Genomic DNA, 25094 nt, shown 5'->3' with positions numbered 1-25094 from the left:
TGTCATGAAAATCGTCCTCAGGCGCTTCGAATTCAACCCGATTCTTGCGAAGAACCGGAATTGCCACCGTTTTGACAGCGATGGGGCGAGGCTCAGGCAACGGCAATACTGAAATCAATATCCGCCGCCGGTCGGAGGAGCGCTCAGCGTCATACCGCCGCCGGAATTGTGATCGCCCGAGGTAGAGCAAGACGCGGCACCAAGGCCGATGAGAACGAGGAAGAGGACCGTAAAGACAGATCTGGTGCACATGATTGTCATTCCCTGTTGCTGACGATGGGCACGAGGGCCCGAACTTGGGATGAACAGATCAGATGGGCTTTTTATTCGATCATATTTTGAGAGCGGCAGATAGCCTACTCAGGAATCACAATGTTCATGATTTGTTCTTGATTCAATAATCGCCTGATCCTATTATGGGGCGTTTGGAACAGGAGGAGGCAAAGCGCCGATGCTTTGAAGCAAGCCCATGAAGAACAAGAACCAGCTCTCACTCTATCTCAGCGGCGGATCGTCCAGCCGAACACCACTGCCGGCCGATCAAGGACCGGTCAGCGAACTCTATTTTGCAATTCTTCCCGATCCGGAGATCGCTGCGCAAAGCCATAAGCTTGCAAGTAATTTCTATCGACAACACCGGTTTTTCGCAAAGCCTAGAAGACCTGATCTTTTCCATGTGACTCTTTATGAGATCGGATCGTTTCGTAACCTGCCCGAAGAAACGGTTTTTGCGGCGATGGAAGCGGCATCAAGGGTCAGAAGGCGACGCTGTTCCGTGAATTTCGATCGGGCTGTCAGCTTCGGCAATGGCGACAATCGCCCTCTCGTTCTTTGGAACGAGAATGGAAATGCCGAGCTCAAGGCAATCTATGAGGAGTTGGTCTATTCCATGCGGCTCACTGGCATTACACCTGCCAAGGAAAAGCGGGTCGAACCGCATATGACGCTGCTCTATCGAGGCCGAGTGGTTCCCGACATTATGCTCGATGAACCTGTGATCTGGACACCCAAGGACTTCGTCCTCATCAACAGCCTGCAGGGCCAGTCAATCCACGAGCATCTTTGCTACTGGACTTTGCACGACTGAGCGCCGCTTTCAGGCGTTCACCGGGTTCGCCGCTCCCTTCACCGCCGCCACGGCATCATCGACGCTAAAGCTGCAGCGATTGGCGACGTCGGTAACTCCGGCGACGGTCATGAGATCGCGGACGCGGTCATGCACGCGGGCGAACTGCAAGCGGATGCCGGCGCGGCGCATGGCGCCATCGAATTCCATCAGGGCATCCATCGCAGTGCTATCGAGATCGAAGCTCTCCTCCAGGCTGAGGACGACGGCGCGCAGCCCTGTATCGCTGTGGCTGCGCAATAGAATCTCACCGAAGATCGTGTCGGCATTGCCGAAAAACAGCGTCTCGCCGGGGCGCCAGACCGCGATACCAGGCATCTCGGACGCGTCGTCGTGACGGCTGACATCAACGAAATTATGGCTGTCGCCAAGCCGTCCCAGACGGGCGACATAGGGCGACGCCAGACGATGCATCATGGCGGCAAGCGAGAGCGCGATGGCCAGCAACATGCCGTTGAGCACGCCAAAGATCAGCACACCGATCGCAGCCCCGAGCGCCACGTAGAAATCGCGATGCAGGCGGCGCAGGCGCAGAATTGGGCTCGGATCGAGCGCATGGGTCAGTGCGGCGATGACGACGGCCGCTAGCACCGGCTCCGGCAGGAGAGCTACCAGCGGACCGGCACACGCAATCAGGATGGCAAGGCCGATGGCGGCAAATACGGTGGTTGCGCGCGTCTTCGCGCCGGCCGCCTCGCTGGCGAAGCCGGCGGAAAAGCCCGCCCCGACCGGCATGCCTTGGACGAGCGCACTGGCAATGTTGGCGGCGCCCAGCGCGCCGAGCTCGCGATTGACCTCCAGCGTCTCGCCATAACGCAGCGCCAATGCCCGCATGGTGCCCCAGGATTCGGCAAACAGGATCAACACGAGAGGCACTGTAAACTGCACCAGTCGCGAATAGGACGTCCAGCCGGCATCGGGCAGCGACGGCCATTGCGGCAGGATCTCTATGGCGCCGACCAGCTTGACGCCATGCGCCTCGAGGCCGAACAGGTATGAAGCGAAAATACCCGCGACAAGCACAAGGAAGGCACCCGGAATGCCCGGCATACGTTTGAGCATGAGCAATGCCGCGAGCGCCACGACGCCAACGGTAACGCTGATCGGGTTCCATTGCAGGATCGCACCGAACAATGCGGCCGCATAGGTGAAGATATTGGAGCCCTGCACGGGAACGCCAACCAGGATCGGCAGCTGGTGGAGAATGATTGTTATCGCCAGTCCCAGCGCGAAACCCCGCAGAACCGGCCGCGAGATGAAACCAGTGATGCCGCCGAGGCGCAGCAACGCGGCAACGACGAACAGGGCGCCGGCAAGTGCTACGGCGACGGTAGCAAGGGCCATCTTGACCGTGGCGTCACCGGGCACGACCGCCAACGTCGCGGCAAGAATGGCGGCGGAAGAAGATGTGGGAGAGATGATCGCGAAACGGCTGCGGCCGAATATGGCATAGACCAGACATCCGGCGATGCCGGCGAGAATGGCACGATGCGGCGGCAACCCGGCAATGCCGGCATAGGCCACCGCTTCCGGCAGCATCAATCCGGCAACCGATATGCCCGCGACCAGATCTGCCCTGTCCACCATGAACCAACTGCCCAGCTTCGTCATCGATCACCGACCATTAGAGCGTCGTGCTTCTTTTCAGAAGCACAAAGACGCTCTAACCCTTTGAATCTACGCATCGGGCTCTCCGAAAATCGGAACCGATTTTCGGGCCGATGTTGTAGGAGGCTCATCCGATTATCGATAGAGATTCGCCGGCAAGCTGCAACAGGAAAATAAGGCCCAGACCTCGTCCTACGCGGCTCCCTCTGCGCTGTCGCGCGATGGACAGCTCTTGCCGATGGTGTCGGTAACAAAATCCATCACGGCGCGGATCGCCGGAGAGCGGCGAAGATCGGGGTAAGTGACGAGCCACAAATCGCGCGTGGGCGACTGGATCGCGACCGGCAGGCGCACCAATCCTGCCTCGCCATCGCCCAGAAAGGCCGGAAGGGCAACGACACCAAGACCTGCACGCGCGGCCTCCAGCTGACCGAAGACATCGGTCGCACGAAACACGATCGGGCGCCCTTCCAAGAGACTGCGCAGCCAGGTCTGCTGCGTCAAATGCTCCATCGCCGAATCATAGCCGATGAAGGCCCAGTCCTTCTCGGGCATTTGCGCCACTGTGGGTATGGCATAGAGGCCGAAACGCATGACGCCGATGCGCCGCACAAGAAGATCGCTTTCCTCCGGGCGCGTCATGCGCACGGCTATATCGGCCTCACCATAATTGAGCGCCGCGCGGCGGGTGACGCCGGCAATGGTCAAGGTGATATCCGGATGCTCGGCGCGAAATAACGCTGCCTTCGGCGCAAGAAGATGGGCCGCGATCGAAGGCGGCGCGCTGACCTTGACGGCCGCTGAGAGACCGGCGACGGCGCTCTTCGAATAGCGCCTGATAGCCTCGACATTTTCTTCCATGCCGGAGACGAGCTCGGCAATGGCGCGGCCATCAGCCGTCAGCGGCGACGTGCGCGGCCGCCGATCGATCAGACGGAGATCGAGAGAGCGTTCCAATGCGGCAATGCGCCGGCCGACGGTTGCATGATCCACGCCCAGTTCGCGCGCCGCCGCCGAGAGCGAGCCCGTTCGCGCCAGGGCGGCGAAATGAAGGAGGTCCTGCCAGTCGATCATCGGTGCATTATTGCACAGATGCGGTGAGTTCATACCGAATTTATTCAGACCGGAGTTTGTGGTCAAAGATCTCGGGAAAGGAGACTTCTCAATGCCCCTAGCGATTGCCGTTACCGGCCCCGGAGGACCCGAGGCCATGAAAGCCGTTGATCTCCCAGCAACAGACCCCGGCCCCGGCCAGGCAAGAATCCGCCAGAGCATATCCGGCGTCAACTTCGTCGACATCTACGTGCGCTCCGGCCTTTATCCGCTGCCGCCCGGCCAGAGCGTCCTCGGCTTCGAGGGTGCGGGCGTTGTCGAAGCGCTCGGTGCCGACGTCGACGGGCTGAAGGTCGGCGATCGCGTCGCCTACATCGGCCATCCGCTCGGGAGCTATGCCGAGGTGCGCACGCTTTCCGCGGCACGGCTCGTAAAGCTGCCCGAAGGCGTCAGCGAACGGGTGGCCGGCAGCACGATGCTGCGCGGGCTTACCGCCCATATGGTGCTGCAAAAGGTCTACCCGGTCAAAGCGGGCGAATGGGTGCTGGTTCATGCCGGCGCAGGCGGTCTCGGCCAGCTCGTTACGCGCCTTGCCAAGCGGATCGGCGCCAACGTCATCGCCACGGTCGGATCGGAAGCCAAGGCAGGCTTTGCCTATGAGGCCGGTGCCGACATCGTTCTTCTGCACACATCCGAAGATTGGGTGGAGGAAACCCGCCGCATCGCTGATCGTCGCGGCGTCCATCTGGCCGTCGACGGGATCGGCGGAACGATGCTGTCGCAGACGCTTGCCGCCGTGCGCCCCTTCGGCATGGTGGCCAGCCTCGGCCAGGCCGCCGGCCCCATACCGCCGATCGAAATAGAGGAACTGACGGCGCCACGCGCCATCGCCCTGTCGCGACCCAGCGTCCTAACCTACGCCAACGACCCGGAGCTTTATCGCCAGGGCACCGCGGCCCTGATGGAGCATCTGCGGACCGGATTGATCAACCCGATCGGCGCCGAATACGAGCTGAAGGACGCGGCCCGGGCACATGCGGATCTCGAAGCAGGCCGCACCACCGCCAGCGTCGTTCTGACAATGTGAAGCTCAGCTGAGCGGGGCTATCAGCCCCGCTCCATGGCTGGATCTTCGGCGCAGCACGCACATTCTCGCCATGCCGTCAATGAACTTTGCTGCAAGGCAGCAATTCGTTGACCCTGCCCGTATTTGCCTGATAGCTGTTATTCATGGCGACGCGCAGCCATTCGGCTATCGCCGCCATCTCTATTCGATTAAGAAATCCCGACCCTTCGTGGCAAACAGTTTGGGCACCTTTCCTACCGGTGCCCGCAGGCGACATCCCGTGAACACTGCCTCCCAGACCATCCGGTCCAACTCGACCCTGGCCCTCGTTTCCATCGTTGCACTGACATTTTTCGGCTATATAGCCATCGGCCTCCCGCTCGCGGTGCTGCCGACCTATGTCGATAGCGGCCTCGGCTTCGGTGTCGTCTGGGCCGGCATTGCCGTCAGCACGCAATATGTGGCGACTATCATCAGTCGCGCGCATGTGGGGCGGCTCTGCGACCAATACGGGCCGCGCCGCTCTGTCCTCCTCGGCTTTCTTGCCTATGGGCTCTCGGGCATCCTGACGATTGCATCGACTTTCACGGTCCACGTCCCGGCAGCGAGCCTTGCCCTTTTGCTTGCGGGACGACTGGCGCTTGGCATCGGTGAAAGCTGGGTCAGCACCGCGGCGATCACCTGGGCGATAGGCCTGATGGGATCGCGCGAGACCGTGCGCATCATCTCATGGAACGGCATCGCCACATATGGCGGCATTGCGCTCGCCGCTCCCTTCGGTGCGTGGCTGCAGGGACAATATGGTTTCGCTTCCATCGGCGCGGTGACGATGATCCTTGCCGTCGCCGGGCTGATGCTGGCACAAACGCGGCCACCCGTGCCTGGCGTGAAGGAAAAGGGCATCGGCACCGGTCAGGTCTTGAGCCGCGTCGCGCCTTTCGGCGTAGCGCTGGCCCTTGCTTCCAGTGGCTTCGGCGTCGTCATGGCCTTTGTCGCCCTGTTTTTCCATAGCCGCGGCTGGGAAGGCGCCTCCTTCGCACTCAGCGCCTTCGGTCTCGCGTTCATGGGCGTTCGTCTCGGCCTTGCGCAAGCCGTTGCCCGGTTCGGCGGCCTGCCACTGGTGCGTATTTCGCTCGTGGTGGAAATGATCGGCCTCGCCGCGCTGGCGCTCGCCCCGTCGCCGACGGTCGCCATCATTGGCGCGGCTCTTGCGGGCGCTGGCTTTGCGCCCGTCTTCCCAGCGCTCGGCAACGAGGCCATGGTGCGCATCCCGCCGCAGAACCGCGGCGTCGCGCTTGGGCTATACTCGATCTTCCTCGACGTCTCGCTCGGCGCTACCGGCCCGATTGCCGGCATCGCTGCCGATCATCTCGGCTATGCCGCTCCCTTCTCTCTTGGGGTCGGCGCAGTGCTCCTCAGCCTCGTCTTGAGCCTCGGTCTGCGCAGGCACGACGGTTCCTGACGACTATCGACACCTCCGCGTCCGGTCTGCAGCAACGGTTGCGGAAGACCGCTTTGGCTTGTTATGGGTCTCCGATCATGAATTGGAGGAACCCGTTACATGGATATCACCGAAATCGTCATTGAAGGCGACACTCCGGGCATTGCATGGCGATTTCCGGTTCTGCATTTCGCCGGCAACAAGGCGGGTGCGCCGAAGATCTATATTCAGGCTGCACTGCATGCCGGAGAGTTGCCGGGAACTGCGCTGGCTCACTTCCTCTGCGCGCGACTACGACAGGCAGAGAGCGAAGGCACCATCCAGAGCGACATCATTGTCGTGCCACACGCCAACCCGATCGGTGCGGCGCAATCGCATTTCGGGGAGATGCAGGGCCGCTTCGACCTCGGTTCCCGCACCAATTTCAACCGCGATTTTCCGCTGATCTCGCTGCGAGACCGCGACCTGCTGATCGAAAACCTCGAGCGCTATCCTTCTGTCGACCGCCTGAAGCGTCAGCTCATCCATATGGCGCTGGGTGCCGATCTGGTGATCGACCTCCATTGCGACGACGAATCCCTGCAATATGCTTATATAGATGAGGCATTCTGGCCCGAGGCTTCAGATCTCGCTGCCGCCTTGCAGATGGATGCCGTGCTGCTTTCGGATGGCGAAAGCTCCGCCTTCGAGGAAGCCGTCAGTTTTGCCTGGAAATACGAAGTGCCGGGCGAAAAGAAGGCCAGGTTGCCGGGCAAGCTTTCGGTCACCGTCGAGTTGCGGGGCACGCGCGATGTCTATCCCGAAATGGCGAAGCAAGATGCCGAAGGCCTTTGGCGCTTCCTTGCCTCCCGCGGCGCGGTGCGCGACGACAGCGTAAATCTCGCTGCCTTTGCCGGGCCAGCAGTGCCGCTCGACAATGTCGAGATGATCCGCGCGCCGCAAGCGGGCACCGTACTTTTCCATCGCAACATCGGCGAACGCATTGCGGAAGGCGACCTGTTGGCGACGATCATCACCGCACCCGGCATGCCGGACGGGACCATCGAGGTCCGCGCGCCGCAAGCCGGCCTCATCGTCACCCGCGTCTCGGATCGGCTCGTGCGTCGGCGCGGCGATCTGATGAAGATCGGCTCCGACAGGCCAAGCTCTGTCGCCCGCAAGCCGGGCACGCTGGAAGACTGACGTGTTTAGCGGCGGTCGATCACCCTGCAACGCAAGGTGAAAGCGATCGCCGCCGCCTCCCGAAGAAGAGTGCCGAGGCGGCGGGCATGATCCGGTGCGCCGGCAAATGCCGCAATCACCCTGCCCGATAGCCGGGCACGCATCGAACGATTTTCCATTGAGATCATGCCTCCGATCGAAACGATGCAGGCGGTGTTCAGAGCATCCAGAAGTAAACTGGGCACCCCCTTAAATATATGTATGCATAGTGCATATATTTAAGGGGTATGTCAAGCCTGCCTCTCCGAGGTTACGACATGAAGGCGATGGGGCAACGATCCTGATCGCAGACACCCTGATCGCAAACGCGGCAAACCACATCCTGATCGTCGCCGAGATCGACCAGAGCCGGCAGCAACTTCTCCACCAGACGGCCGAGCTGTTCGGCTTCTTCAGGCTTGAGCGCTTTGAAAGCGCGCTCGATGACGGCGCGGCGAGCGGTGAGGCTTTTGTCAAACAGTGCCTGGCCGGCCACTGTCAGCTGCAGCGAGCGGGCACGCTTGTCGCCTTCAACACCGCCGGCGCGCAACACGAGATGAGACGCCACGAGTTGATCGACGAGGCGCACGGTGGCCGAATGGGAGAGCGCGATCATTCGGCGCAACGTCTCGATCGTCAGATCCGGCTCGGAGCCGATCTGGATGACGGCGGCAACGGCGCTCGGGCCGAGGCCTGTTTCATCGGCAAAGGCCTTCTCCATCTTGTCCACCAGAGCAAGGCTCATGGCGCCGAAGAGGTTTTCCAGCCGTAATGTTTCCTTGTCCGTCGCCATGCTCACCCGCGCGATAAATATGCACGCTGCATATTTACAGGATTATATGCGGTGACTGCAACGGATGAGAGAACCGCTTCCGCCTCCGGCCGGCTTTCAACCGGCTTTGCTCGCATGCTATGCCCTATCAGACAGCAAGAGACGGATTCGCCATGACGATTACCATTTACGGCATCAAGAACTGCGACACGATGAAGAAGGCCCGGACTTGGCTTGAAAGCCACGGCATCGCCTATGATTTCCACGATTACAGGGCTGTTGGCATCGACCGGGATCACCTGGAGCGCTGGACCAAGGAAGCCGGCTGGGAAATCGTGCTCAATCGCGCGGGGACGACCTTCAAGGCTCTGCCGGAAGCAGATCGCACAGATCTCACAAAGGACAAGGCCATTCAGCTGATGATGGCGCAGCCATCGATGATCAAGCGCCCGGTGCTGGAAGCGGACGGCAAATTGCTCATCGGCTTCAAGCCGGATATTTATGCGGCTGCATTCGGCAAAACCGCCTAGAGGCAAGCATGTCCAAAACCACCCGCGCAACACAAGTGCTGACCCAGGCGAAAGTCGCCTTCACCGTACACGCCTATGACTACGATCCGAATGCGGAGCGCGTCGGTCTGCAGGCGGCAGAGGCGCTCGGCGAAGAGCCGCATCGCGTATTGAAGACGCTGATGGCGGAAGTTGACGGCAAGCCGGTTTGTATCGTCGTGCCCTCCGACCACGAGGTCAGCATGAAGAAGCTTGCCGCGGCCTTCGGCGGCAAGTCGGCCAACATGATGAAGCCTGCCGATGCGGAACGTCTGACGGGATATCATGTCGGTGGCATCAGCCCCTTCGGCCAGAAGAAGATCGTTCCGACGGCGATCGAGGTGCAGGCGATGACCGAGACCTATGTTTATATGAACGGCGGCCAGCGCGGTCTGCAGGTGCGCCTCAGTCCACAGGATGCCTTGACCGCTCTCAAGGCCAAGGCCGCGCCGCTGATTGCCTGACGATCTTCAGGATCGGACAAACCGCCTTCAATTTCGCCGCAAAGCGGTCTAAGTCTTCTCACCATCTTCGATATCAGCCAAGCAGGTTTTGCCATGACATCCGCCTCTCCGAACCATCATCCCGTCGATCACGCCAAGCTGGAAAAGCTTGCGGAAGTGGCAGTCAAGATCGGGTTGCAGCTACAGGCCGGTCAGGATCTGCTGATGACGGCGCCGGTTGCGGCAATGCCGCTGGTGCGGCTGATCACGCGCGAGGCCTACAAGGCCGGCGCCGGCCTCGTCTCCACCTTCTATTCCGACGAAGAGACGACGCTTGCCCGCTACGAATACGGCCATGATGCAAGCTTCGACCGCGCCGCAACCTGGCTTTACGAGGGTATGGCCAAGGCCTTCTCCAGCAACACGGCCCGCCTTGCTATCGCGGGCGACAATCCGATGCTGCTGTCCAACCAGGACCCGGCCAAGGTGGCGCGCGCCAACCGCGCCAATTCGGCCGCCTACAAGCCGGCGCTTGAGAAGATCTCCAATTTCGACACCAACTGGAACATCGTCTCCTATCCGAACCCCTCCTGGGCGAAGCTGGTCTTCCCGAATGACCCGGAAGCGATCGCTGTTGCCAAGCTTGCCAAGGCGATCTTCTCAGCCTCCCGCGTCGATGTCGAAGATCCGATCGCGGCCTGGGCTGAGCATAATGCCAATCTGCACAAGCGTTCGGCCTGGATGAACGGTCAGCGCTTCGCGGCCCTGCACTTCCAGGGACCGGGCACCGACTTGACGGTCGGGCTTGCCGATGGCCATGAATGGCATGGCGGCGCTTCGACAGCCAAGAACGGCGTCACCTGCAACCCGAATATCCCGACCGAAGAAGTCTTCACCACGCCGCATGCACTGCGCGTCGAAGGCCATGTCTCCTCCACCAAGCCGCTGTCGCATCAGGGCACGCTCATCGACAACATCCAGGTGCGCTTCGAAGGCGGCCGGATCATCGAAGCCAAGGCAACGCGCGGCGAGGAAGTGCTGAACAAGGTGCTCGACACCGATGAAGGCGCCCGCCGGCTCGGCGAAGTGGCGCTGGTGCCGCATTCCTCGCCGATTTCGGCAAGCGGCATCCTGTTCTACAACACGCTCTTCGACGAAAATGCCTCCTGCCATATCGCGCTTGGCCAGTGCTATTCCAAGTGCTTCATCGACGGCGCCAAGCTCAGCCAGGAGCAGATCAAGGCGCAGGGCGGCAATTCCAGCCTGATCCACATCGACTGGATGATCGGCTCCGACAAGGTGGATATCGACGGCATCAATGCCGATGGTTCGCGCGTGCCCGTCATGCGCAAGGGCGAGTGGGCCTAGAGCAATTCCAGGAAAAGTGCGCAGCGGTTTTCCGTCCGGAATTGCGTAGCAATAAAGGGATAGAGCGTTTCCGCGCTTCGGAGAAAGGCAGAAACGCTCTAAGCGCAACTGGCGGCGATCTCAGAGAAAGGAAAGCGGGCCATGAGCCCGCTTTCTTGCATTTAGATGCCGAACCTCACCAGGCCGTTTTCATCGATCGGCCAGAAGGGGTTCCAGGCGATTTCCCAGGCATGATCGTCGGGATCGGCAACATAGCCGCGAAAGCCGCCATGCGGCGGTGCATCGGCCTTGCGAAGCATGCTCCCGCCCGCCAGCACCAATTGATCCATGACGGTGTCGACATCCTCACGCCGCGCAACATTGTGCGCCAGCGAAAAGGCGCCGGGCGTTTTCAGGCCTGATCGGCCGATATCCTGCTCCAGCGACGTGAGCTTGAAGGTGCCGAGGACGAAGCCGTTCATCTGGTAGAAGATAATCTCCTCATTCTCGAAGACGGGCGTCCAGCCGAACCCTTCCTCATAGAAGCGTTTGGATCGGTCGAGATCGAGAACGCCGATGGTGATGACGGAAATCTGTTGTTGCATAACCAAGCCCTTTCGTTCGCCTCGCGAGATTGCGAGCCGTTCAAGGCCTTGGGCCGCTACCGAAGTGGCGGAAGGACCCGCATGAGGCGGGGGTTGGGCCAACCGCACCAACCTAACCTGTTTCAGACCGTACAAACTTCTCAGATTTGGAAAATGGAATCAAGATGGCCGCTATACGTCGGCTCATTGCCCATCGCCGCGGTGTGCCTTGAAGTTCCTATCTGATATTCGCCAGCGCTTTTCTAACGCGGTCAAGATGCGCCTTGCGTCCGGCATCGCTGACGCGATCCATGTCGTGCAGCGCCAGCATCCGGAAATTTAGCCGCTTGGCGCAGAAGGCGGCGATGCCGCGTCTCAACAGCCGCCGCACCGGATTGCCCATGTAGAGATGCACGATCCACCAAGGCGAGCCCGTTGTTGTCAGCGCCCAAAACAGGCGGATATTGGTGAGCTGCGGCACGATGCGGCCGCCGGCCGGATCGTGCGTGAAGGCCACACCGGGCGCAAAGGCGCGATCGAAGAAGCCCTTGAGGATGGCCGGAAAATTGAACCACCATTGTGGAAAGACCAGTATCAGCCCTTCGGCCGCCCGCAGCCGCGCGACGATATGGTCGACGCCGGAGGTGTCATAGGGCTGATCGAAATAGCCGCCGCGCTCGGCCTGCGACAGGCGGGGATCAAAGCCTTCGCGGTAGAGATCGAGCAGGTCGACCTCATGCCCTCCTGCGACAAGCGTTTCCTGCGCGGCCTTCGCCACCGCAGCGGCATAGCTATCCTCAAGCGGATGGGCCAAAACCAGCAAGACGCGCATCAGAACAGACTTCCCTGTTTGGGTGGAGCGGCGGGCTCGGCAGGCTTGGCGCTACGCTTTCTCGTTGGCGAGGCGCCGCCCGGAGGAGGCGTTGGCGATGCCTCGCCCTCACCGGCGACCGCGCCGATACGACCATCCGCGAATTCGATAGAGATGGCTGCGCCGGTGGTGAGCGCTGCGGCAAGCGAGACCGGGCGGTCATCCTCATCGCGAACCACCGCATAACCGCGTTTCAGAACGTTCTTGTAGGAGAGCGATTGCAGGATGCGCTCCTGCGCGACAAGTTCGCTGCGCGCCCGCGTCAACTGATGGCGTATAGCAGTATCAGCCTGTCGCGCGAGATTGCCGAGGCGGTCGCGCGAACGGCCGGTCTGCGCTTCAAGCCGGGACGGCAGCGTGGCGAAGACGGCATCGGCCCGTTCGATACGGGCTCGGGAGCGATCAAGCATGCGCTCGATGGTCCGTTCCGCCCGGGTCATTCGTTCGCCCAGTTGCTGGCGACGCTCGGCGATGCGGTTCGAGAGGATATCCGGGCGCAGCTGTGAGGCCATGCGTTCGAAGGAACGGCGCTTGTTCAGCGTGTTCAATTCCAGTCCGCGGCCGAGACCGGCAGCCGCCTCATCGAAACGACGGCGCGGCAAGGCGAGGATCTGGTCGAGCGACGGCAAAGCCCGCAGCAGCGCACGCACAGCCTGACGGCGCTGATCCATCTGTCTGCCCACTCCGCTCTGCAAGCGCGCGGCGAGGCTTGCAAGCTGCGCCTCCAGTTCGGCTTTGACCGGCACGGCCATTTCAGCAGCACCGGTCGGGGTCGGCGCACGCACGTCGGCGGCGTAGTCGATCAACGTCCAGTCGGTCTCGTGACCGACGGCCGAGATCAGCGGAATTTCGCTTGCAGCAGCGGCACGAACGACAGCCTCGTCGTTGAAACTCCAGAGATCCTCGAGACTACCGCCGCCGCGTGCAACGATCAGCACGTCCGGACGCGGGATCTGGCCGCCAGGCTCAAACTCGTTGAAGCCGCGAATGGCGTTCGCCACCTCGTCGCCGGAGCCCTCGCCCTGCACTTTCACCGGCCAGACCAGCACATGCACGGGAAAGCGATCGGAGATGCGGTGCAGGATATCGCGGATGACGGCGCCGGTCGGCGAGGTGACGACGCCGATCACCTTTGGCATGAAGGGCAGCCTGCGCTTGCGCTCCGCATCGAAAAGACCTTCGGCGCCGAGCTTGCGCTTACGCTCCTCCAGCAGCGCCATCAGGGCGCCCGCGCCGGCCGGCTCCAGGCTCTCGATGACGATCTGATACTTCGACGAGCCCGGGAAGGTCGTCACCTTGCCGGTCGCGATGACCTCCATCCCCTCTTCGGGACGGAATTTCAGCTTGGAAAAGCTGCCTTTCCAGATGACCGCATCGATGCGGGACCGGTCGTCCTTCAGCGAAAAATAAGCATGACCCGAGGAATGTGGCCCACGATAGCCGGAGATTTCCCCGCGCACGCGCACCTGATCGAACGCGTTCTCAACAGTACGCTTGATCGATCCGGACAATTCCGAAACGGAGTATTCCGTCAGGTTCGAGGGCGAATCATTCTCAAAAAAGCTGCTCATGGCTTCTTTCTAGCCCAAGTCGTGGAAAATGCGGAGCCCGGTGCATCATTCCTTCAACCGCAATCCGCCGAAGGAAGAACTGTGCGCCGGTTCGAAACGTGGGTGCCTGTTCGATGTCTCAATAAACGCATGGAGCCAATTGTTTCATGAAGCGTTAACCTTACTGACAAAGCCTTTTTTAGCCATCCGCGAGTAAACCTGTGCAAACTGGTTCTGGGTAAAGAGGATATGGAGCGATGATATTCGCGACCGCCACGATCATCGGAATTGCCGCCGGCCTGCAGCGCTCGACTATCGGCGCTTTGCTGGGCGTGGCACTGATGAGCATCGCCTTCATGGCGGCCGTCGCGATATCGGTCACTCCGCCGCCGCTCACAACGCTGTTCCTGGCGCTAGGGGGCTATAATCTCGGCTTCATCGGCTATCTCGTGACCGCAGATGTGATGGAGCATCGCCGCCGCGCCTGACGCGGACCCGCCCTTCAGAGGCTCTTTTAGCCGTTCTGCTCTAGTGTGCTCACGCCGTTCCGGCCGGAAAGCCGGTCTGCACTTTTCCTGAAATTGTTGCCAGTCAACCCTGTGGCTTGAAGCGGAAGAATTGCACGTCCGACTTGGGCGATGCCGGCATCGGCTCCAGATAGGACGGTATATTGCCGGCGCTCAGCCGGGCATACAGCCCCTGGGGATTGCGCTCGGACAACAGCTGCACCTGCGGGTCTCCCTTGCAGAAGGCCACCAGCGTCACATGCGCTTTGCGCAACAGCGTTTCCGCCTCGGGCGGTGGAGCAAGGCCGATATTGAGCTCGGCCAGCATCCCGTCGGGATCGCGATGATAGGGGCCGGAGAGCGTGCGGTGCGGTGTGAAGCGCAGAAGCGGAGCTCCCATATTGGAGGCTGCTGCAACCACGCCGGGCTCAAGACCGGCGATAGGCGAAAGCACATCCTTCGACGCGCAATCCACCGTCTCCTCGGCCTTGGGCTCCATAAAGCCGTTGGTCACACCTTTGACCGCCAGCGTGCCGCCTACAGCCCAGACCATGGGCGCCGAGATCAGCGCCGTACCCACATAGATCAGGGATGCCCGGACGTTTTTGGTATCGGCCATCGAAATCCGGCGCAACTCCGTGAGCAAGAGCGCCAGCGGCGGGATAGCCAGCAGATTGGCGAATTCCGCGCCGCGGACCTGCACGAGCGTGATAACCCAGTTGATCGCGATCAGGGCAATCAGAACCGCGTGCAGGCGAGCCCGCTCCCCGCGCAATATGCGGACGGCGCAGACCAGCATCGCGATCAATCCTACCGCGTAGAAGGTGCCCAGTGTCTCCGGCTGCCGATGGCCGATAGAGACGATCGACTGCGCCTCGGTTACGCGGCTCAACCAGAGGTCCACCAGCATGGGATCCAGGTCGGCAAGCGGATTGCGCAGGCATTGCGGTGCAAGCGCAACCGTCGTCGCCAAGACGAATGCGCCATTGGCGGCAAGCACCGCCAGACGCCACGGCCGCGAAAGGCGGCTGGCGAAAACCGCAGACAGCAGCAACCCGACGCAACCGGCGCTTATAATTCCGTAAAAGCCGAGCGAAAGATTGTCGCAGGTGACCATCGAATAGAAGCGCGGCGGCACGAGCGAGAAAAAAGCGATGCTGACGGCAATCGTCAGCGTCAGTGCGAAAGCCTTTGCGGCGGGGGCAAACAGCTCCCCATCCCAAGCCCAGAGGCAGGCGACCGCCACGCAGGCGAAGGCCACGAAAGGTGTCGTTTCCGCGCCGATGCCGAGCTGGATGGCAAGGGCGACGGCGGCGATTGCGAAATTTCTGGGCTTGTATTTTTCGTCGACCAGCATGGAGAGAGCAAGGGCGACAAGGCCGAGCTGGACGTTGTCGTGATCGATGGATCCCGGCACGAAACGCGGCGAGAGCAACACGAACAATGCCGTCATCAGCAGCGAGAAATGCATGCCTTCGGTGCCGGCAATGCGGCGACCCGCAAGGCCCATGAAAGACATCAGCGGAACGATCAATATCAGCGGCCAGACGGTCAGCGCCGCTGCCTCGGCGCCCTCTGGCGAAAAGAACATCCGGAAGAAGAGAATGAGGCTTGCAATCGGCAGATCGATGAAGCGCGACCAGTGCATCAGCGTCCCGCCATCGAGGCCGAGCCGGTATTGCATCATGTCGAACCAGCCCTGACCGGCGAGAAAATCGCGCACCTCGACCAGGCGCATGACGTCATCATTGTCAGGGCCGACATAGTCGGCGACGTTGCGGTGAATGATCAGCTGCGCAACGATGAGCAGGATGCTGTAGATCAGCGGAACAAGGACCGGATGCGACCAGCGCGTGGAGGCATTTCTGCCTGGTGCAGGCGCTGCTTCAGGCGACATTGTCAGCGTCTGCGTCATACGGATAAACCCCGGATTGGAAGGATGTTCGGGGTGTCACAGTAACGGCTGCCCATCAAAAAAAAGTAAAGCGCGCGCCAGCTGCGGATCCATCACGATAATGTTTTTTCCAAGGGAGATACCCCGCCATTTTTCCTTCGCAACCATAGGGTCTTATTAACAGCCCGCGGGATAAGCTCTTGTCCGGATCGTCCATCGGGCCTCATTGATATCACGCGTAGGAAGCGGCCAAGACCATGTGGAATGACAAGCTGAACATCGCCGTCCTGCTGCCGTGCTACAACGAAGCGGCCACGATCGGAAATGTCGTACGCGGCTTTCGCCAGGCCATCCCGCAAGCCAGCATCTATGTCTATGACAACAATTCCACCGACGGCACGGCGCTACAGGCCATGCTCGCGGGCGCGAACGTGGTGCGTGAGCGCCGGCAGGGCAAGGGACATGTGGTACGCCGCATGTTCGCCGACATCGAGGCCGATATCTATCTGATGGCCGATGGCGACGGCACCTATGCGCCAGAAGATGCCGAGGAATTGATCCGCACGCTTTTGACCGAAGGCTCCGACATGGTCGTCGGCACCCGCCGCAACGTTCACAACGACGCCGGCCGCCAGGGCCATGCCTTCGGCAACCGCATCTTCAACTGGCTTTACCGTTCGATCTTCGGTGCTGATTTCACCGACATCTTTTCCGGCTATCGCGCCTTTTCGCGCCGCTTCGTCAAAAGCTTCCCCGCCGTATCGGGCGGGTTCGAGATCGAGACGGAAATGTCGGTTCATGCCTCGCGGCTGAAGCTGCCCGTCAGCGAACTGGAGCTCGATTACGGCAGACGGCCGGAAGGCTCGCATTCGAAGCTCTCCACCTTCCGCGACGGCTGGAAAATCCTCTGGATGTTCGCCATGCTGATGAAGGAAACGCGGCCTTTCGCCTTCTTCGGCATTCTTGGCGTCATTTGCATGGAAATGAGTATCGGCTTCTCGATCCCAGTCTTCGTCGAATATTTCGAGACCGGCCTCGTGACGCGGATGCCGACATGGATCCTCTCCGTGGGACTGACGATGATCGCCTTCATGCTATTTACGGCCGGCCTGATCCTCGACTCGGTCGCCCGCGCCCGTGCGGAGCATCTGCGTATCCACTATATGAGCCTGCCCAAACTGGCGTCCCCGCAGATCGGCAATGAGCGCACTGTTTACATGACGGAACTCGAAAAGCCCGCAAGCCGGAAGAAAAGGGCGAAAGCTGCATGAAGAAGCTCTTTCGCTTCCTGATCGCCGGCGGCGTTGGCTTTGTGGTCGATGCCGGAGTACTGCATCTTCTGATCTGGTTCACACCGGTCGGCCCCTTTGTCGGCCGAGCCATCTCGATCCCGAGCGCGCTGCTCGCCACATGGGTGCTCAACCGCAACTTCACCTTCGGCCGCTCCAACCGGTCGCTGGCGGCGGAAGGTTTTCGCTATGGCTCAGTCGGGTTGACGTCGGCTCTGCTGAACTATGCCCTGTTCAGCTCGCTGCTGATGACCGAACCGTCGCTACGGCCGATCATCGCCCTGACACTTGCTTCGGCGGCGGCGACGGCGTTCAGCTTCTTCGGCTATTCACGCTTCGTCTTCCGCCACCGGCAAAATCCCTGAGACACTGGGTCAGAGCGTTTCCCAGCCATCCTTTTCGCTCGCGCGGTAGATGGCGTCGATGACCTTCTGGTTGAGCTTCGAGCTTTCCAATGACACGACTTCGGCGCCCTGACCCAACGCAGCCGACGCAAAGGCTTCCGCCTCGCGCCTGTACTGCCGGCTGTCGGGGAAGCGGAAGATCTGCGATTCCAGGTGATTGCGGTTGGTCAGCTCCAACTCTTCCGCACCATACCTGTCGGCATTGAAGGGCGATTTCACCTCGATGAAGCCTTCGGTGCCGTGGAAAACCATGACCTGGCGGTTGGCCATCTGCGTCGAGACATAGAAGCTGAGATCGAAATCGCCGAAATCGGCCTTGACGCTGGAGTAGATGTCGGTGCCGAATTCCGGGTCGCGCTCCGTGGTTGCCTGAACACGTAAGGGTTCACGGCCGGTGACGAAACGAGTGCTGATCGTGGGATAAACGCCGATATCGGGCAGGCCACCGCCGCCGAGCGCCGGAATATTGCGCATATTGCCGGCATCGCGGTTGAAATAGGTGAAGGCGCCCTGGACATGCCGCAAGCGGCCGATGGCGCCATCAGCCAGCAGCGAACGAACCTTCCGCCAGACCGGCGTATAGGTGAGCATGTACGCTTCTGTCACCACGACCTTGTTGCGATCGCGAGCGGCGATCAGGCTGTCGATTTGCTCGGCCTTGAGTGCGATCGGTTTTTCGCAGAGCACATGCTTGCCGGCATCGGCGGCCTTGATGGTCCATTCGGCATGCTGCGAGGTCGGCAGCGGAATATAGACAGCGTCGATCTTGTCGGAGGCGAGCATCTCCTCATAGGAGCCGAAAGCATGCGGCACGGAGAAGCGGTCCGCCATCTGCCGCGCACGGGCAAGATCCCGGCTGGCGATTGCGGTGACGACACAATTCTCGGCATCCTGGATGGCAGGCACCACCACGTCGCGGCCGATCTTCGCCGTCGATAGAATTCCGAAACGCAGCATGATGTCTCTCCTGAAGCATCCCCCGAAGCGGAGGCAACAAGCGTGATCGCGATGCTGCCTTTCCGATGGGGTCGATTTGTGAACTCGGTGGGCAAAGCGAAACGAGGGGCATTTCGCTTTGAACAAAACCGGTGCCAACCTTATGCGGCCATAGTCCAGGGCGCAACGCCTTGCGCTGAAAGCGCAGGCAAACATAGCAGCACGACAGCCAATACGTTATGGCCGTATTTGTCCCCTTTCTGTCTGCCAGATGACTTTCGAAGCTTTTAAGGCAAGCCTAGTTTCGGCTATCCTTGAAGCACAGGAGATACGAAAATGTCCCATACGGATACCGCGCTACTCGTTATCGATGTTCAGGAATCCTTTCGCCAGCGCCCCTACTGGCGAGTAGACGACCTGCCTGAATTCACCAGCCGCCTGCAAGCTCTGATCGACGGAGCCAAGGCGAAGGGCATTCCCGTCGTCCAGATTTTCCACGTCGAGGATAGCGACGCTCATTTCAGCCTGAAGAGCGGCTATGTGCGCAGGCTCGACGAAGTTTCACTTGAGGCCGATGCTGTATTTCACAAGCGCCGTCATTCGGCCCTCGTCGGCTCTGGTCTCGATGTCTGGCTGGTGGCGAACGGCATCCGCAAGGTCATCGTTTCCGGCATCCGCACCGAGCAATGCTGCGAAACCACCACTCGTCACGCATCCGATCTCGGCTACGAAGTCGATTACGTCACAGAGGCGACGCTGACCTTCCCGATGACGCATGCCTCGGGCACCGTCTTCAGTGTCGACGATATCAAGAAGCGCAGCGAACTGGTGCTATCAGGCCGTTTTGCCCGGATCGCAACCGTCGAGGAAGCGCTTGCGGACACATCGATCCGGAGCGCCGCATGACACAGGGCGACCGGCGCCTCCATCCGCGGATCATTCCCGTCTACGTGCTTCTGCCGCCTTATACGCTGCTGATGGACGTGGCCGGGCCGGTGGAGGTGTTGCGCCGGGCCAATATCGAACAGGACGACGTCCTGTTCGATTATCGTTTCATCGCCGCTCAACCGTCGCAGACGACTTCGGTCGGGTTGATTCTTGCCGACCTGAAGCCGCTGCCGGATCACATTCCCGATGGCGCCTATGTAATCCTGTCCGGCAGCGTCACGCCGCCTGATGATGCTGAGGATATTGAGCCCGAACTGGCAAAGCTCGCGGCCTGGCTGGGAAGCGCGATCCGTCCCGGCATCACCCTTGTTACCATCTGCTCCGGTGCGGTCATTGCGGCGCGGGCAGGTCTGATGGATGGCTATGCCTGCACCACGCACGCAGCCTGCCTCGACGAAGTCAGGGAATATGCGCCGACAGCAAGGGTTCTCGACAACCGGCTCTATGTCGAGGATCGCGATCGCTATTCGAGTGCCGGCATCACCACAGGCACGGACCTGATGCTGCACCTCGCCTCCAAGCTGACCTCGCCGATGACGGCGCTGACCATTGCCCGGCACATGGTCGTCTATATGCGAAGGACCGGCGCCGAGCCGCAGCTCTCGCCCTGGCTCAGCGGCCGCAACCATGTGCATCCCGCCATCCATCGCGTTCAGGATGCGATCATGGCCGATCCGGCCCACGGCTGGTCGCTTTCCGAGCTTGCCGGCATCGGTGCGATGAGCGCACGCCATATCTCGCGGCTGTTTCAGGAACATGCCGGCCTCTCGGTGACGGCCTATGTCAATCTGATGCGCGTGACGCTGGCGCGGGACGTGCTTGCCAATTCGCGGCTGGACATGGAGCGCGTGGCGGAGAAATCCGGCTTTGCATCGCCGCGCCACATGCGGCGCGTCTGGTCGAAATACAACACGCTGCCACCAAGCCACTATCGGCGCTCGACGACCGAATAAAGAAATCGTTAGTAGCCTTTGGCCGGAAAGGCCGGTAGCCTGCCGTATCCCTCCCTGCCGGCGCCTCCGACGCCGGCTTTCTGCTCAAGTGACTTGGAGAAATATCATGGACATGCGCAAGCTTGGACGAACCGATCTGTTTGTCGCCCCCATCGTTTTCGGCGGCAATGTCTTCGGCTGGACGGCCGATGAGAAGACCTCCTATGCACTGCTCGACGCCTTCTTCGACGCCGGCTTCAATACGATCGACACGGCCGACGTCTATTCCCGCTGGGTTCCCGGCAACAAGGGTGGCGATTCCGAAGAGATCATCGGCAAATGGCTGAAGCAGGGCCGCGTCTCTCGCGACAAGGCCATCATCATCACCAAGGTCGGATCGGAGATGGGTCCGGGCAAGAAAGGCCTCAAGGCCGACTACATCATCGAGGCAGCGGAAGCCTCGCTGAAGCGGCTGCACACCGACCATATCGATCTTTATCTCTCGCATTGGCCCGATCCCGAGACGCCGCACGAAGAGTCGCTTGCTGCCTATGCGAAGCTGAAGGAACAGGGCAAGATCCGCCACGTCGGCTGTTCGAACCTCGATGCGACGCAGCTCCAGGCCTCGCTCGATGCCGCTGCCCAAGCCGGCCTGCCGCGGTACGACGTGCTGCAGCCGGAATATAATCTCTACGCTCGCGACAGTTTCGAAGGACCGCTGGCGGATCTCTGCGTCAAGGAAGAGATTGGCGTCATCACCTATTTCAGCCTCGCCGCCGGCTTCCTGACCGGCAAATACCGCACCAAGGCGGATACCGAAGGGCGGGCGCGCGAGAACCGGGTTGCCGCCTATCTCGACGACAAGGGCCTGCGCATCCTCGCTGCTCTCGACAAGGTTGCCGCCGAAACCGGCGCGAAGCCCGCCGAGATCGCGCTTGCCTGGCTGCTGCGCAAGCGCGGCGTTACCGCGCCGATCGCCAGCGCCACTAGCCTCGGCCAGCTCGACGCGCTAATCAACTCGGCGAAGCTTTCGCTTTCCGACGAAGCCATGCGCCTGCTCGACGCAGCCGGCGAATAAGAGAGGCAGGCCGATGACCGTGACGATCCGAGACGCCAGACTTGAAGACGAAGCCCGCTGGCGTGCTCTTTGGGACGGCTACCTCGCCTTCTACCGCGTCACCATCGCGCCCGAGATCACCGATGCAACTTGGCGCCGGGTCTTCGATCCGGCGTCGGCAATCTTCATGCGGGTCGCCGAAGTCGATGGCGAGGTGAAGGGCTTCACGCTCTGCATCACGCACGAAGGCACATGGACACTCGCTCCCGACTGCTATCTGGAAGACCTGTTCGTCGATGAAAGCGCCAGGGGCCACGGCGTCGGCCGGGCGCTGCTCGACGATCTCGTCTCGCTCTGCAAGAAAAACGGCTGGGCGCGTCTCTACTGGCATACGGAAGAAACCAACACGACAGCCCGCAAGCTCTACGACACCTATGTCGAGACGGACGGACATATCCGCTATCGCGTCAATATCTGAGCTTCGGAAAGCCCTCATAATGGGCGGAATGATCGCCTTCCCAGTTCGCCATGCCCGGTTTGGTCAGCATGCCGCGCGGCCCGACAAAGCTCTGAATGGTTCGCTTCGGCCGCTCGTGCCACTGGATGTTGAAGGCCCACAGCTTCGGGAAGAAGCAGAGCGATGCGTAGGGCAGATGGTCATGGATCCACCACGCCAGCTTCTGCCAGTCGCCTTCATGGATGTGGTGATCGATCAGCCACGGCACGACGATGCAGACCGCCGCGCCCATGCAGCCGTCGAGATCGCGCATATCCCAGATGTGGTGCGCGGCGGTGTGGGGATTGGTCGAGCAGTTCAGCCCGTTCCTGTTGCCGAAGGCGTTGACCTCGGGCGAGCGATAGCCTGAACGGATATGTAGCCGGCCAAACGTTGCTTCCAGCGGCTCCAGCAATTCCTCGCAGAGCCTGCGGCCCGTCTCGATCGCGAGATCGGGATCCTCCGGAATATTCGGGATGCGATAGAAATCGGCGATTTCAGAATGCAGGAAATCGCGGAAGAAGAAATTCTTCGACAGCCTGACGCGACCGAGATCCTCAAGCCCCTTCATCGACCCCGGTTTTCTCATCGCGGCACTCTCCTTTCTGAAACCATCCGATCAGTCGAGACGAGTTATGACATTGCCGCCACCCGATTTCTGTCAGCAGTCGCTTTTGCCGCTCATTTACGCGATTTCGGACGGAAAGCCGGTACCCACTTTTCCTGAAATCGCTCTCGCTGTTCGGCTGCGCGATTTCGGACGGAAACCGGTACCCATTTTTCCTGAAATCGCTCTATGGCCCGGTATACCTGAAGAAATCGATGAAGGCTCGCAGCGCCGGGCGCATCTGGCGGCGGCTCGGATAATAGATGCAGAAGCCTGGATAGGGCGGGCACCAGTCCTCGAGCACGCGGATGAGCGTGCCCTCGGCCAGCTCCTGCTGCACGCGAATGTCGAAGAGATAGGCGAGGCCTGCGCCGTTGACGGCGGCCAGAACCCCGAGCCGATCCTCGATGACGATCAGGGGACCATCGACGGCGACGACCAGTTCGCGGCCATCCTTCTCAAACTCCCAGCGGTAGAGCGAACCGTCGGTAAATCGCCGTTTGATGCAGCGGTGATGAACGAGATCACGGGGATGTAAAGGCTTCGGATGTTTCTCGAAGTAGGCCGGGGAGCCGGCAATGACCGTGCGTATGTCAGGCGAGACCTTCACCGCGATCATGTCGCCCTCAATGCTCTCGGCCAGCCGAATACCGGCATCGTAGCCTTCCTTGACGATATTGCTGAAACCGTCCTCATTGGCGATTTCCAGCGTTATGTCCGGGTAGGTATTGAGGAAATCGCCGAGCCGCGGCGCCATCAGAAGATCGGAAGCAAAGCGCGGGGCTGTGATGCGCAACGTACCCGCCGGGCGGCCACGGGTGGCGAGCGCATCCTCCAATGCGATATCGATTTCCTCCAAAGCCGGCGCGAGCCGCTGGAGCAGCGCCTGCCCCTCCTCAGTCGGAAGGACGCTGCGTGTGGTGCGGGCCAGCAGCCGCACGCCAAGACTTTCCTCGAGGCTGGAAACGGCATGGCTGACAGCAGACGGCGCGATCGACAGTTCCTTGCCCGCAGCACGGAAGCTGCGATGGGCGGCGACAGCGGCGAAAACCGCGAGTTGGGAGAGCTGTGTTCTGTTCATTGATCTAAATTATAGAACAGCCTGTAAGGATTTGCATGGATTTTCATTCATTATGCAGATCCCTACCTTGAGCTGGTAGGCAGAGGACATGAGCCACTGCCGCTCCCATAAGGCTCAAGAGGAATAGACCATGAAAACCCGCAGGCTTGGTAAGGATCTCACCGTTTCCGCCGTTGGACTCGGCTGCATGGGCATGAGCTTTGCCTATGGCGCCACCGACGACAATGAATCCGTCAAGACGCTCCTTCGCGCCGTCGATCTCGGCGTCACCTTTTTCGACACCGCCGAAACCTATGGCCCCTTCACCAATGAAGAGCTGCTCGGCCGCACGCTGAAGTCCGTTCGCGACCGTGTGGTCATCGCCACCAAGTTCGGCTTCAAGCTCGACCATACCAAAACCGGCCCGGCCGCGATGATTGGCGTCGATAGCCGGCCGGACCATGTGAAAGAGGTCGCCGAAGCCTCGCTGAAGCGGCTCGGCACCGATGTCATCGACCTTTTCTACCAGCACCGCGTCGATCCCAACGTGCCGATCGAGGACACCGTCGGCGCAATGGCGGAGCTGGTGAAAGAGGGGAAAGTGCGGGCGCTCGGCCTTTCGGAAGCCGGTTCCGCCACCATCCGCCGCGCCCATGCCGTCCATCCGATCGCTGCGGTGCAGAGCGAATATTCGCTCTGGAGCCGCGATCCGGAGGAGGACGTCCTTGCGACCTGCCGCGAACTCGGCATCGGCTTCGTGCCCTATAGCCCGCTCGGCCGCGGGTTCCTGACCGGTGCGATCCAAAAGACGGATGATCTTGCCGCCGACGATTTCCGCCGGTCACTGCCACGCTTCCAGAGCGAGAATTTCGATGCCAATGCGGCTCTCGTCGCCAGGCTGCAATCCCTTGCCGAGGAAAAAGGCATCACGGCGGCACAACTGGCGCTCGCATGGGTGCTGCACCAGGGCGACGACATCGTGCCTATCCCCGGCGCACGCAAGCTGCATCACCTTGAGCAGAATGCTGCAGCTGCCGACATCGCGCTTTCGCCGCAGGAGCTTGCCGAACTTGGCGACACTATCGCGCCGCAGAACGTTGCCGGTAAGCGGTATAGCGATGCCTCACTTGCCATGACGAATATATGACTATCGAGGCGCTGAACACGCGCAGCCAAGGACACCGGCCGAAAGGGCCGGTGTCATTCCGGGACTGAAAAGAAAAGTGAAGTACCATCAAGGCACAGCGGAATATGCAAACCGCCTGATTTTCAGTCTTTTTCAATCTTCTAGACAGATCGTCATAGGCGTAAAACGCGTTCGTGCCTCCACGCTCGGTTGACAAACCGGCCCGAAAT

27 protein-coding genes are annotated in these 25094 nt (G+C 60.9%); 15 read left to right on the top strand and 12 right to left on the bottom strand.

Annotation, left to right across the window (positions count from 1 at the left end):
* Window positions 1-114 precede the first annotated feature (114 nt).
* On the bottom strand, window positions 115-252 hold the full coding sequence (locus ACIQJ2_RS28105) for a hypothetical protein (protein ID WP_400676387.1): 138 nt from the start codon (window positions 250-252) through the stop codon (window positions 115-117).
* A gap of 217 nt (window positions 253-469) precedes the next feature.
* Between ACIQJ2_RS28105 and ACIQJ2_RS28100 the strand changes: the two genes are divergently transcribed.
* Entirely contained in the window at window positions 470-1087 is a 618-nt protein-coding gene (locus tag ACIQJ2_RS28100) for a 2'-5' RNA ligase family protein (protein ID WP_400676385.1), read from the top strand.
* 9 nt (window positions 1088-1096) lie between these two features.
* On the opposite strand, the gene ACIQJ2_RS28095 is transcribed toward ACIQJ2_RS28100, so the two are convergent.
* Both ACIQJ2_RS28095 and ACIQJ2_RS28090 read right to left on the bottom strand, forming a co-directional pair.
* On the bottom strand, window positions 1097-2737 hold the full coding sequence (locus ACIQJ2_RS28095) for a SulP family inorganic anion transporter (protein WP_400676383.1): 1641 nt from the start codon (window positions 2735-2737) through the stop codon (window positions 1097-1099).
* 189 nt (window positions 2738-2926) lie between these two features.
* Window positions 2927-3841, bottom strand: a complete 915-nt coding sequence (locus ACIQJ2_RS28090) for a LysR family transcriptional regulator (protein WP_246762099.1) — start codon at window positions 3839-3841, stop codon at window positions 2927-2929.
* Between the two features lie 58 nt (window positions 3842-3899).
* Here ACIQJ2_RS28090 and ACIQJ2_RS28085 point away from each other — a divergent pair, with 58 nt between their 5' ends.
* The 3 genes from ACIQJ2_RS28085 to ACIQJ2_RS28075 all read left to right on the top strand — a co-directional run bounded on the left by ACIQJ2_RS28085 (window position 3900) and on the right by ACIQJ2_RS28075 (window position 7476).
* On the top strand, window positions 3900-4874 hold the full coding sequence (locus ACIQJ2_RS28085) for a quinone oxidoreductase family protein (protein ID WP_400676381.1): 975 nt from the start codon (window positions 3900-3902) through the stop codon (window positions 4872-4874).
* 259 nt (window positions 4875-5133) lie between these two features.
* Entirely contained in the window at window positions 5134-6315 is a 1182-nt protein-coding gene (locus ACIQJ2_RS28080; RefSeq protein WP_400676379.1) for an MFS transporter, read from the top strand.
* A gap of 99 nt (window positions 6316-6414) precedes the next feature.
* Window positions 6415-7476 (top strand): succinylglutamate desuccinylase/aspartoacylase family protein, encoded by a 1062-nt coding sequence (locus tag ACIQJ2_RS28075; protein WP_400676377.1) that lies wholly within the window; start codon window positions 6415-6417, stop codon window positions 7474-7476.
* A 5-nt stretch (window positions 7477-7481) separates the two neighbouring features.
* Here ACIQJ2_RS28075 and ACIQJ2_RS28070 read toward each other — a convergent pair whose 3' ends face one another.
* Both ACIQJ2_RS28070 and ACIQJ2_RS28065 read right to left on the bottom strand, forming a co-directional pair.
* On the bottom strand, window positions 7482-7634 hold the full coding sequence (locus tag ACIQJ2_RS28070) for a hypothetical protein (RefSeq protein WP_400676375.1): 153 nt from the start codon (window positions 7632-7634) through the stop codon (window positions 7482-7484).
* Between the two features lie 131 nt (window positions 7635-7765).
* Window positions 7766-8287, bottom strand: coding sequence for a MarR family winged helix-turn-helix transcriptional regulator (locus ACIQJ2_RS28065; RefSeq protein WP_400676373.1), 522 nt, complete (start codon window positions 8285-8287; stop codon window positions 7766-7768).
* Window positions 8288-8439: 152 nt separating this feature from the next.
* Between ACIQJ2_RS28065 and ACIQJ2_RS28060 the strand changes: the two genes are divergently transcribed.
* The 3 genes from ACIQJ2_RS28060 (at window position 8440) to ACIQJ2_RS28050 (ending at window position 10625) form a co-directional block, all read left to right on the top strand.
* On the top strand, window positions 8440-8796 hold the full coding sequence (locus ACIQJ2_RS28060) for an ArsC family reductase (RefSeq protein ID WP_400676371.1): 357 nt from the start codon (window positions 8440-8442) through the stop codon (window positions 8794-8796).
* 8 nt (window positions 8797-8804) lie between these two features.
* Window positions 8805-9278 carry a Cys-tRNA(Pro) deacylase gene (ybaK, locus tag ACIQJ2_RS28055; protein WP_400676369.1) on the top strand — a complete coding sequence of 158 codons (474 nt, stop codon included), beginning with the start codon at window positions 8805-8807 and terminating at the stop codon, window positions 9276-9278.
* A 93-nt stretch (window positions 9279-9371) separates the two neighbouring features.
* On the top strand, window positions 9372-10625 hold the full coding sequence (locus tag ACIQJ2_RS28050; protein WP_400746650.1) for an aminopeptidase: 1254 nt from the start codon (window positions 9372-9374) through the stop codon (window positions 10623-10625).
* Window positions 10626-10786: 161 nt separating this feature from the next.
* Here the strand turns inward: ACIQJ2_RS28050 and ACIQJ2_RS28045 are convergent, their stop codons facing one another.
* The 3 genes from ACIQJ2_RS28045 to xseA form a co-directional block, all read right to left on the bottom strand.
* On the bottom strand, window positions 10787-11209 hold the full coding sequence (locus tag ACIQJ2_RS28045; RefSeq protein ID WP_400676365.1) for a VOC family protein: 423 nt from the start codon (window positions 11207-11209) through the stop codon (window positions 10787-10789).
* Between the two features lie 217 nt (window positions 11210-11426).
* Window positions 11427-12020 carry an NAD(P)H-dependent oxidoreductase gene (locus ACIQJ2_RS28040; RefSeq protein WP_400676363.1) on the bottom strand — a complete coding sequence of 198 codons (594 nt, stop codon included), beginning with the start codon at window positions 12018-12020 and terminating at the stop codon, window positions 11427-11429.
* Complete coding sequence (gene xseA / locus ACIQJ2_RS28035) at window positions 12020-13630, bottom strand: exodeoxyribonuclease VII large subunit (protein WP_400676361.1); 1611 nt, start codon at window positions 13628-13630, stop codon at window positions 12020-12022. The genes ACIQJ2_RS28040 and xseA overlap by 1 nt, the downstream gene beginning before the upstream one ends.
* 236 nt (window positions 13631-13866) lie before the next feature.
* On the opposite strand from xseA, the gene ACIQJ2_RS28030 reads away from it, so the two are divergent.
* Complete coding sequence (locus ACIQJ2_RS28030) at window positions 13867-14097, top strand: homogentisate export protein (RefSeq protein WP_199148512.1); 231 nt, start codon at window positions 13867-13869, stop codon at window positions 14095-14097.
* A gap of 103 nt (window positions 14098-14200) precedes the next feature.
* Here ACIQJ2_RS28030 and ACIQJ2_RS28025 read toward each other — a convergent pair whose 3' ends face one another.
* Complete coding sequence (locus tag ACIQJ2_RS28025) at window positions 14201-16030, bottom strand: hypothetical protein (RefSeq protein WP_400676358.1); 1830 nt, start codon at window positions 16028-16030, stop codon at window positions 14201-14203.
* A 236-nt stretch (window positions 16031-16266) separates the two neighbouring features.
* Between ACIQJ2_RS28025 and ACIQJ2_RS28020 the strand changes: the two genes are divergently transcribed.
* Both ACIQJ2_RS28020 and ACIQJ2_RS28015 read left to right on the top strand, forming a co-directional pair.
* On the top strand, window positions 16267-17280 hold the full coding sequence (locus tag ACIQJ2_RS28020) for a glycosyltransferase (RefSeq protein ID WP_199148510.1): 1014 nt from the start codon (window positions 16267-16269) through the stop codon (window positions 17278-17280).
* Window positions 17277-17663, top strand: coding sequence for a GtrA family protein (locus tag ACIQJ2_RS28015; protein WP_400676356.1), 387 nt, complete (start codon window positions 17277-17279; stop codon window positions 17661-17663). Before ACIQJ2_RS28020 ends, ACIQJ2_RS28015 begins: the two co-directional genes overlap by 4 nt.
* A 9-nt stretch (window positions 17664-17672) precedes the next feature.
* Here the strand turns inward: ACIQJ2_RS28015 and ACIQJ2_RS28010 are convergent, their stop codons facing one another.
* A complete protein-coding gene (locus tag ACIQJ2_RS28010) occupies window positions 17673-18659 on the bottom strand; it encodes a Gfo/Idh/MocA family protein (protein WP_400676354.1) in 987 nt (328 codons plus the stop codon).
* 315 nt (window positions 18660-18974) lie between these two features.
* On the opposite strand from ACIQJ2_RS28010, the gene ACIQJ2_RS28005 reads away from it, so the two are divergent.
* From ACIQJ2_RS28005 to ACIQJ2_RS27990, 4 genes are all read left to right on the top strand, one after another.
* Window positions 18975-19544: a cysteine hydrolase family protein gene (locus tag ACIQJ2_RS28005; protein ID WP_400676352.1), complete on the top strand. Its 570-nt coding sequence runs from the start codon at window positions 18975-18977 to the stop codon at window positions 19542-19544.
* The gene (locus tag ACIQJ2_RS28000; RefSeq protein WP_400676350.1) at window positions 19541-20539 is read left to right on the top strand and encodes a GlxA family transcriptional regulator; all 999 of its coding nucleotides are present in this window, start codon (window positions 19541-19543) and stop codon (window positions 20537-20539) included. The genes ACIQJ2_RS28005 and ACIQJ2_RS28000 overlap by 4 nt, the downstream gene beginning before the upstream one ends.
* Before the next feature lie 106 nt (window positions 20540-20645).
* The gene (locus ACIQJ2_RS27995) at window positions 20646-21596 is read left to right on the top strand and encodes an aldo/keto reductase (RefSeq protein WP_400676348.1); all 951 of its coding nucleotides are present in this window, start codon (window positions 20646-20648) and stop codon (window positions 21594-21596) included.
* Window positions 21597-21609: 13 nt separating this feature from the next.
* Window positions 21610-22053, top strand: coding sequence for a GNAT family N-acetyltransferase (locus ACIQJ2_RS27990; protein WP_400676346.1), 444 nt, complete (start codon window positions 21610-21612; stop codon window positions 22051-22053).
* Here ACIQJ2_RS27990 and ACIQJ2_RS27985 read toward each other — a convergent pair.
* Together ACIQJ2_RS27985 and ACIQJ2_RS27980 are read right to left on the bottom strand one after the other, a co-directional pair.
* On the bottom strand, window positions 22043-22660 hold the full coding sequence (locus tag ACIQJ2_RS27985; protein WP_400676344.1) for a hypothetical protein: 618 nt from the start codon (window positions 22658-22660) through the stop codon (window positions 22043-22045). The two genes, ACIQJ2_RS27990 and ACIQJ2_RS27985, sit on opposite strands and share 11 nt — an antisense overlap.
* A 205-nt stretch (window positions 22661-22865) precedes the next feature.
* Window positions 22866-23759: a LysR family transcriptional regulator gene (locus ACIQJ2_RS27980; protein WP_400676342.1), complete on the bottom strand. Its 894-nt coding sequence runs from the start codon at window positions 23757-23759 to the stop codon at window positions 22866-22868.
* Window positions 23760-23889: 130 nt separating this feature from the next.
* On the opposite strand from ACIQJ2_RS27980, the gene ACIQJ2_RS27975 reads away from it, so the two are divergent.
* On the top strand, window positions 23890-24885 hold the full coding sequence (locus tag ACIQJ2_RS27975) for an aldo/keto reductase (RefSeq protein ID WP_400676340.1): 996 nt from the start codon (window positions 23890-23892) through the stop codon (window positions 24883-24885).
* The last annotated feature ends 209 nt before the right edge of the window (window positions 24886-25094 follow it).

This window comes from Rhizobium sp. NPDC092011, assembly GCF_044756305.1.
Lineage (GTDB): Bacteria > Pseudomonadota > Alphaproteobacteria > Rhizobiales > Rhizobiaceae > Rhizobium.
Note: the sequence above shows the minus strand (reverse complement) of the source record. Positions and strands in the feature narration are given on the sequence as shown.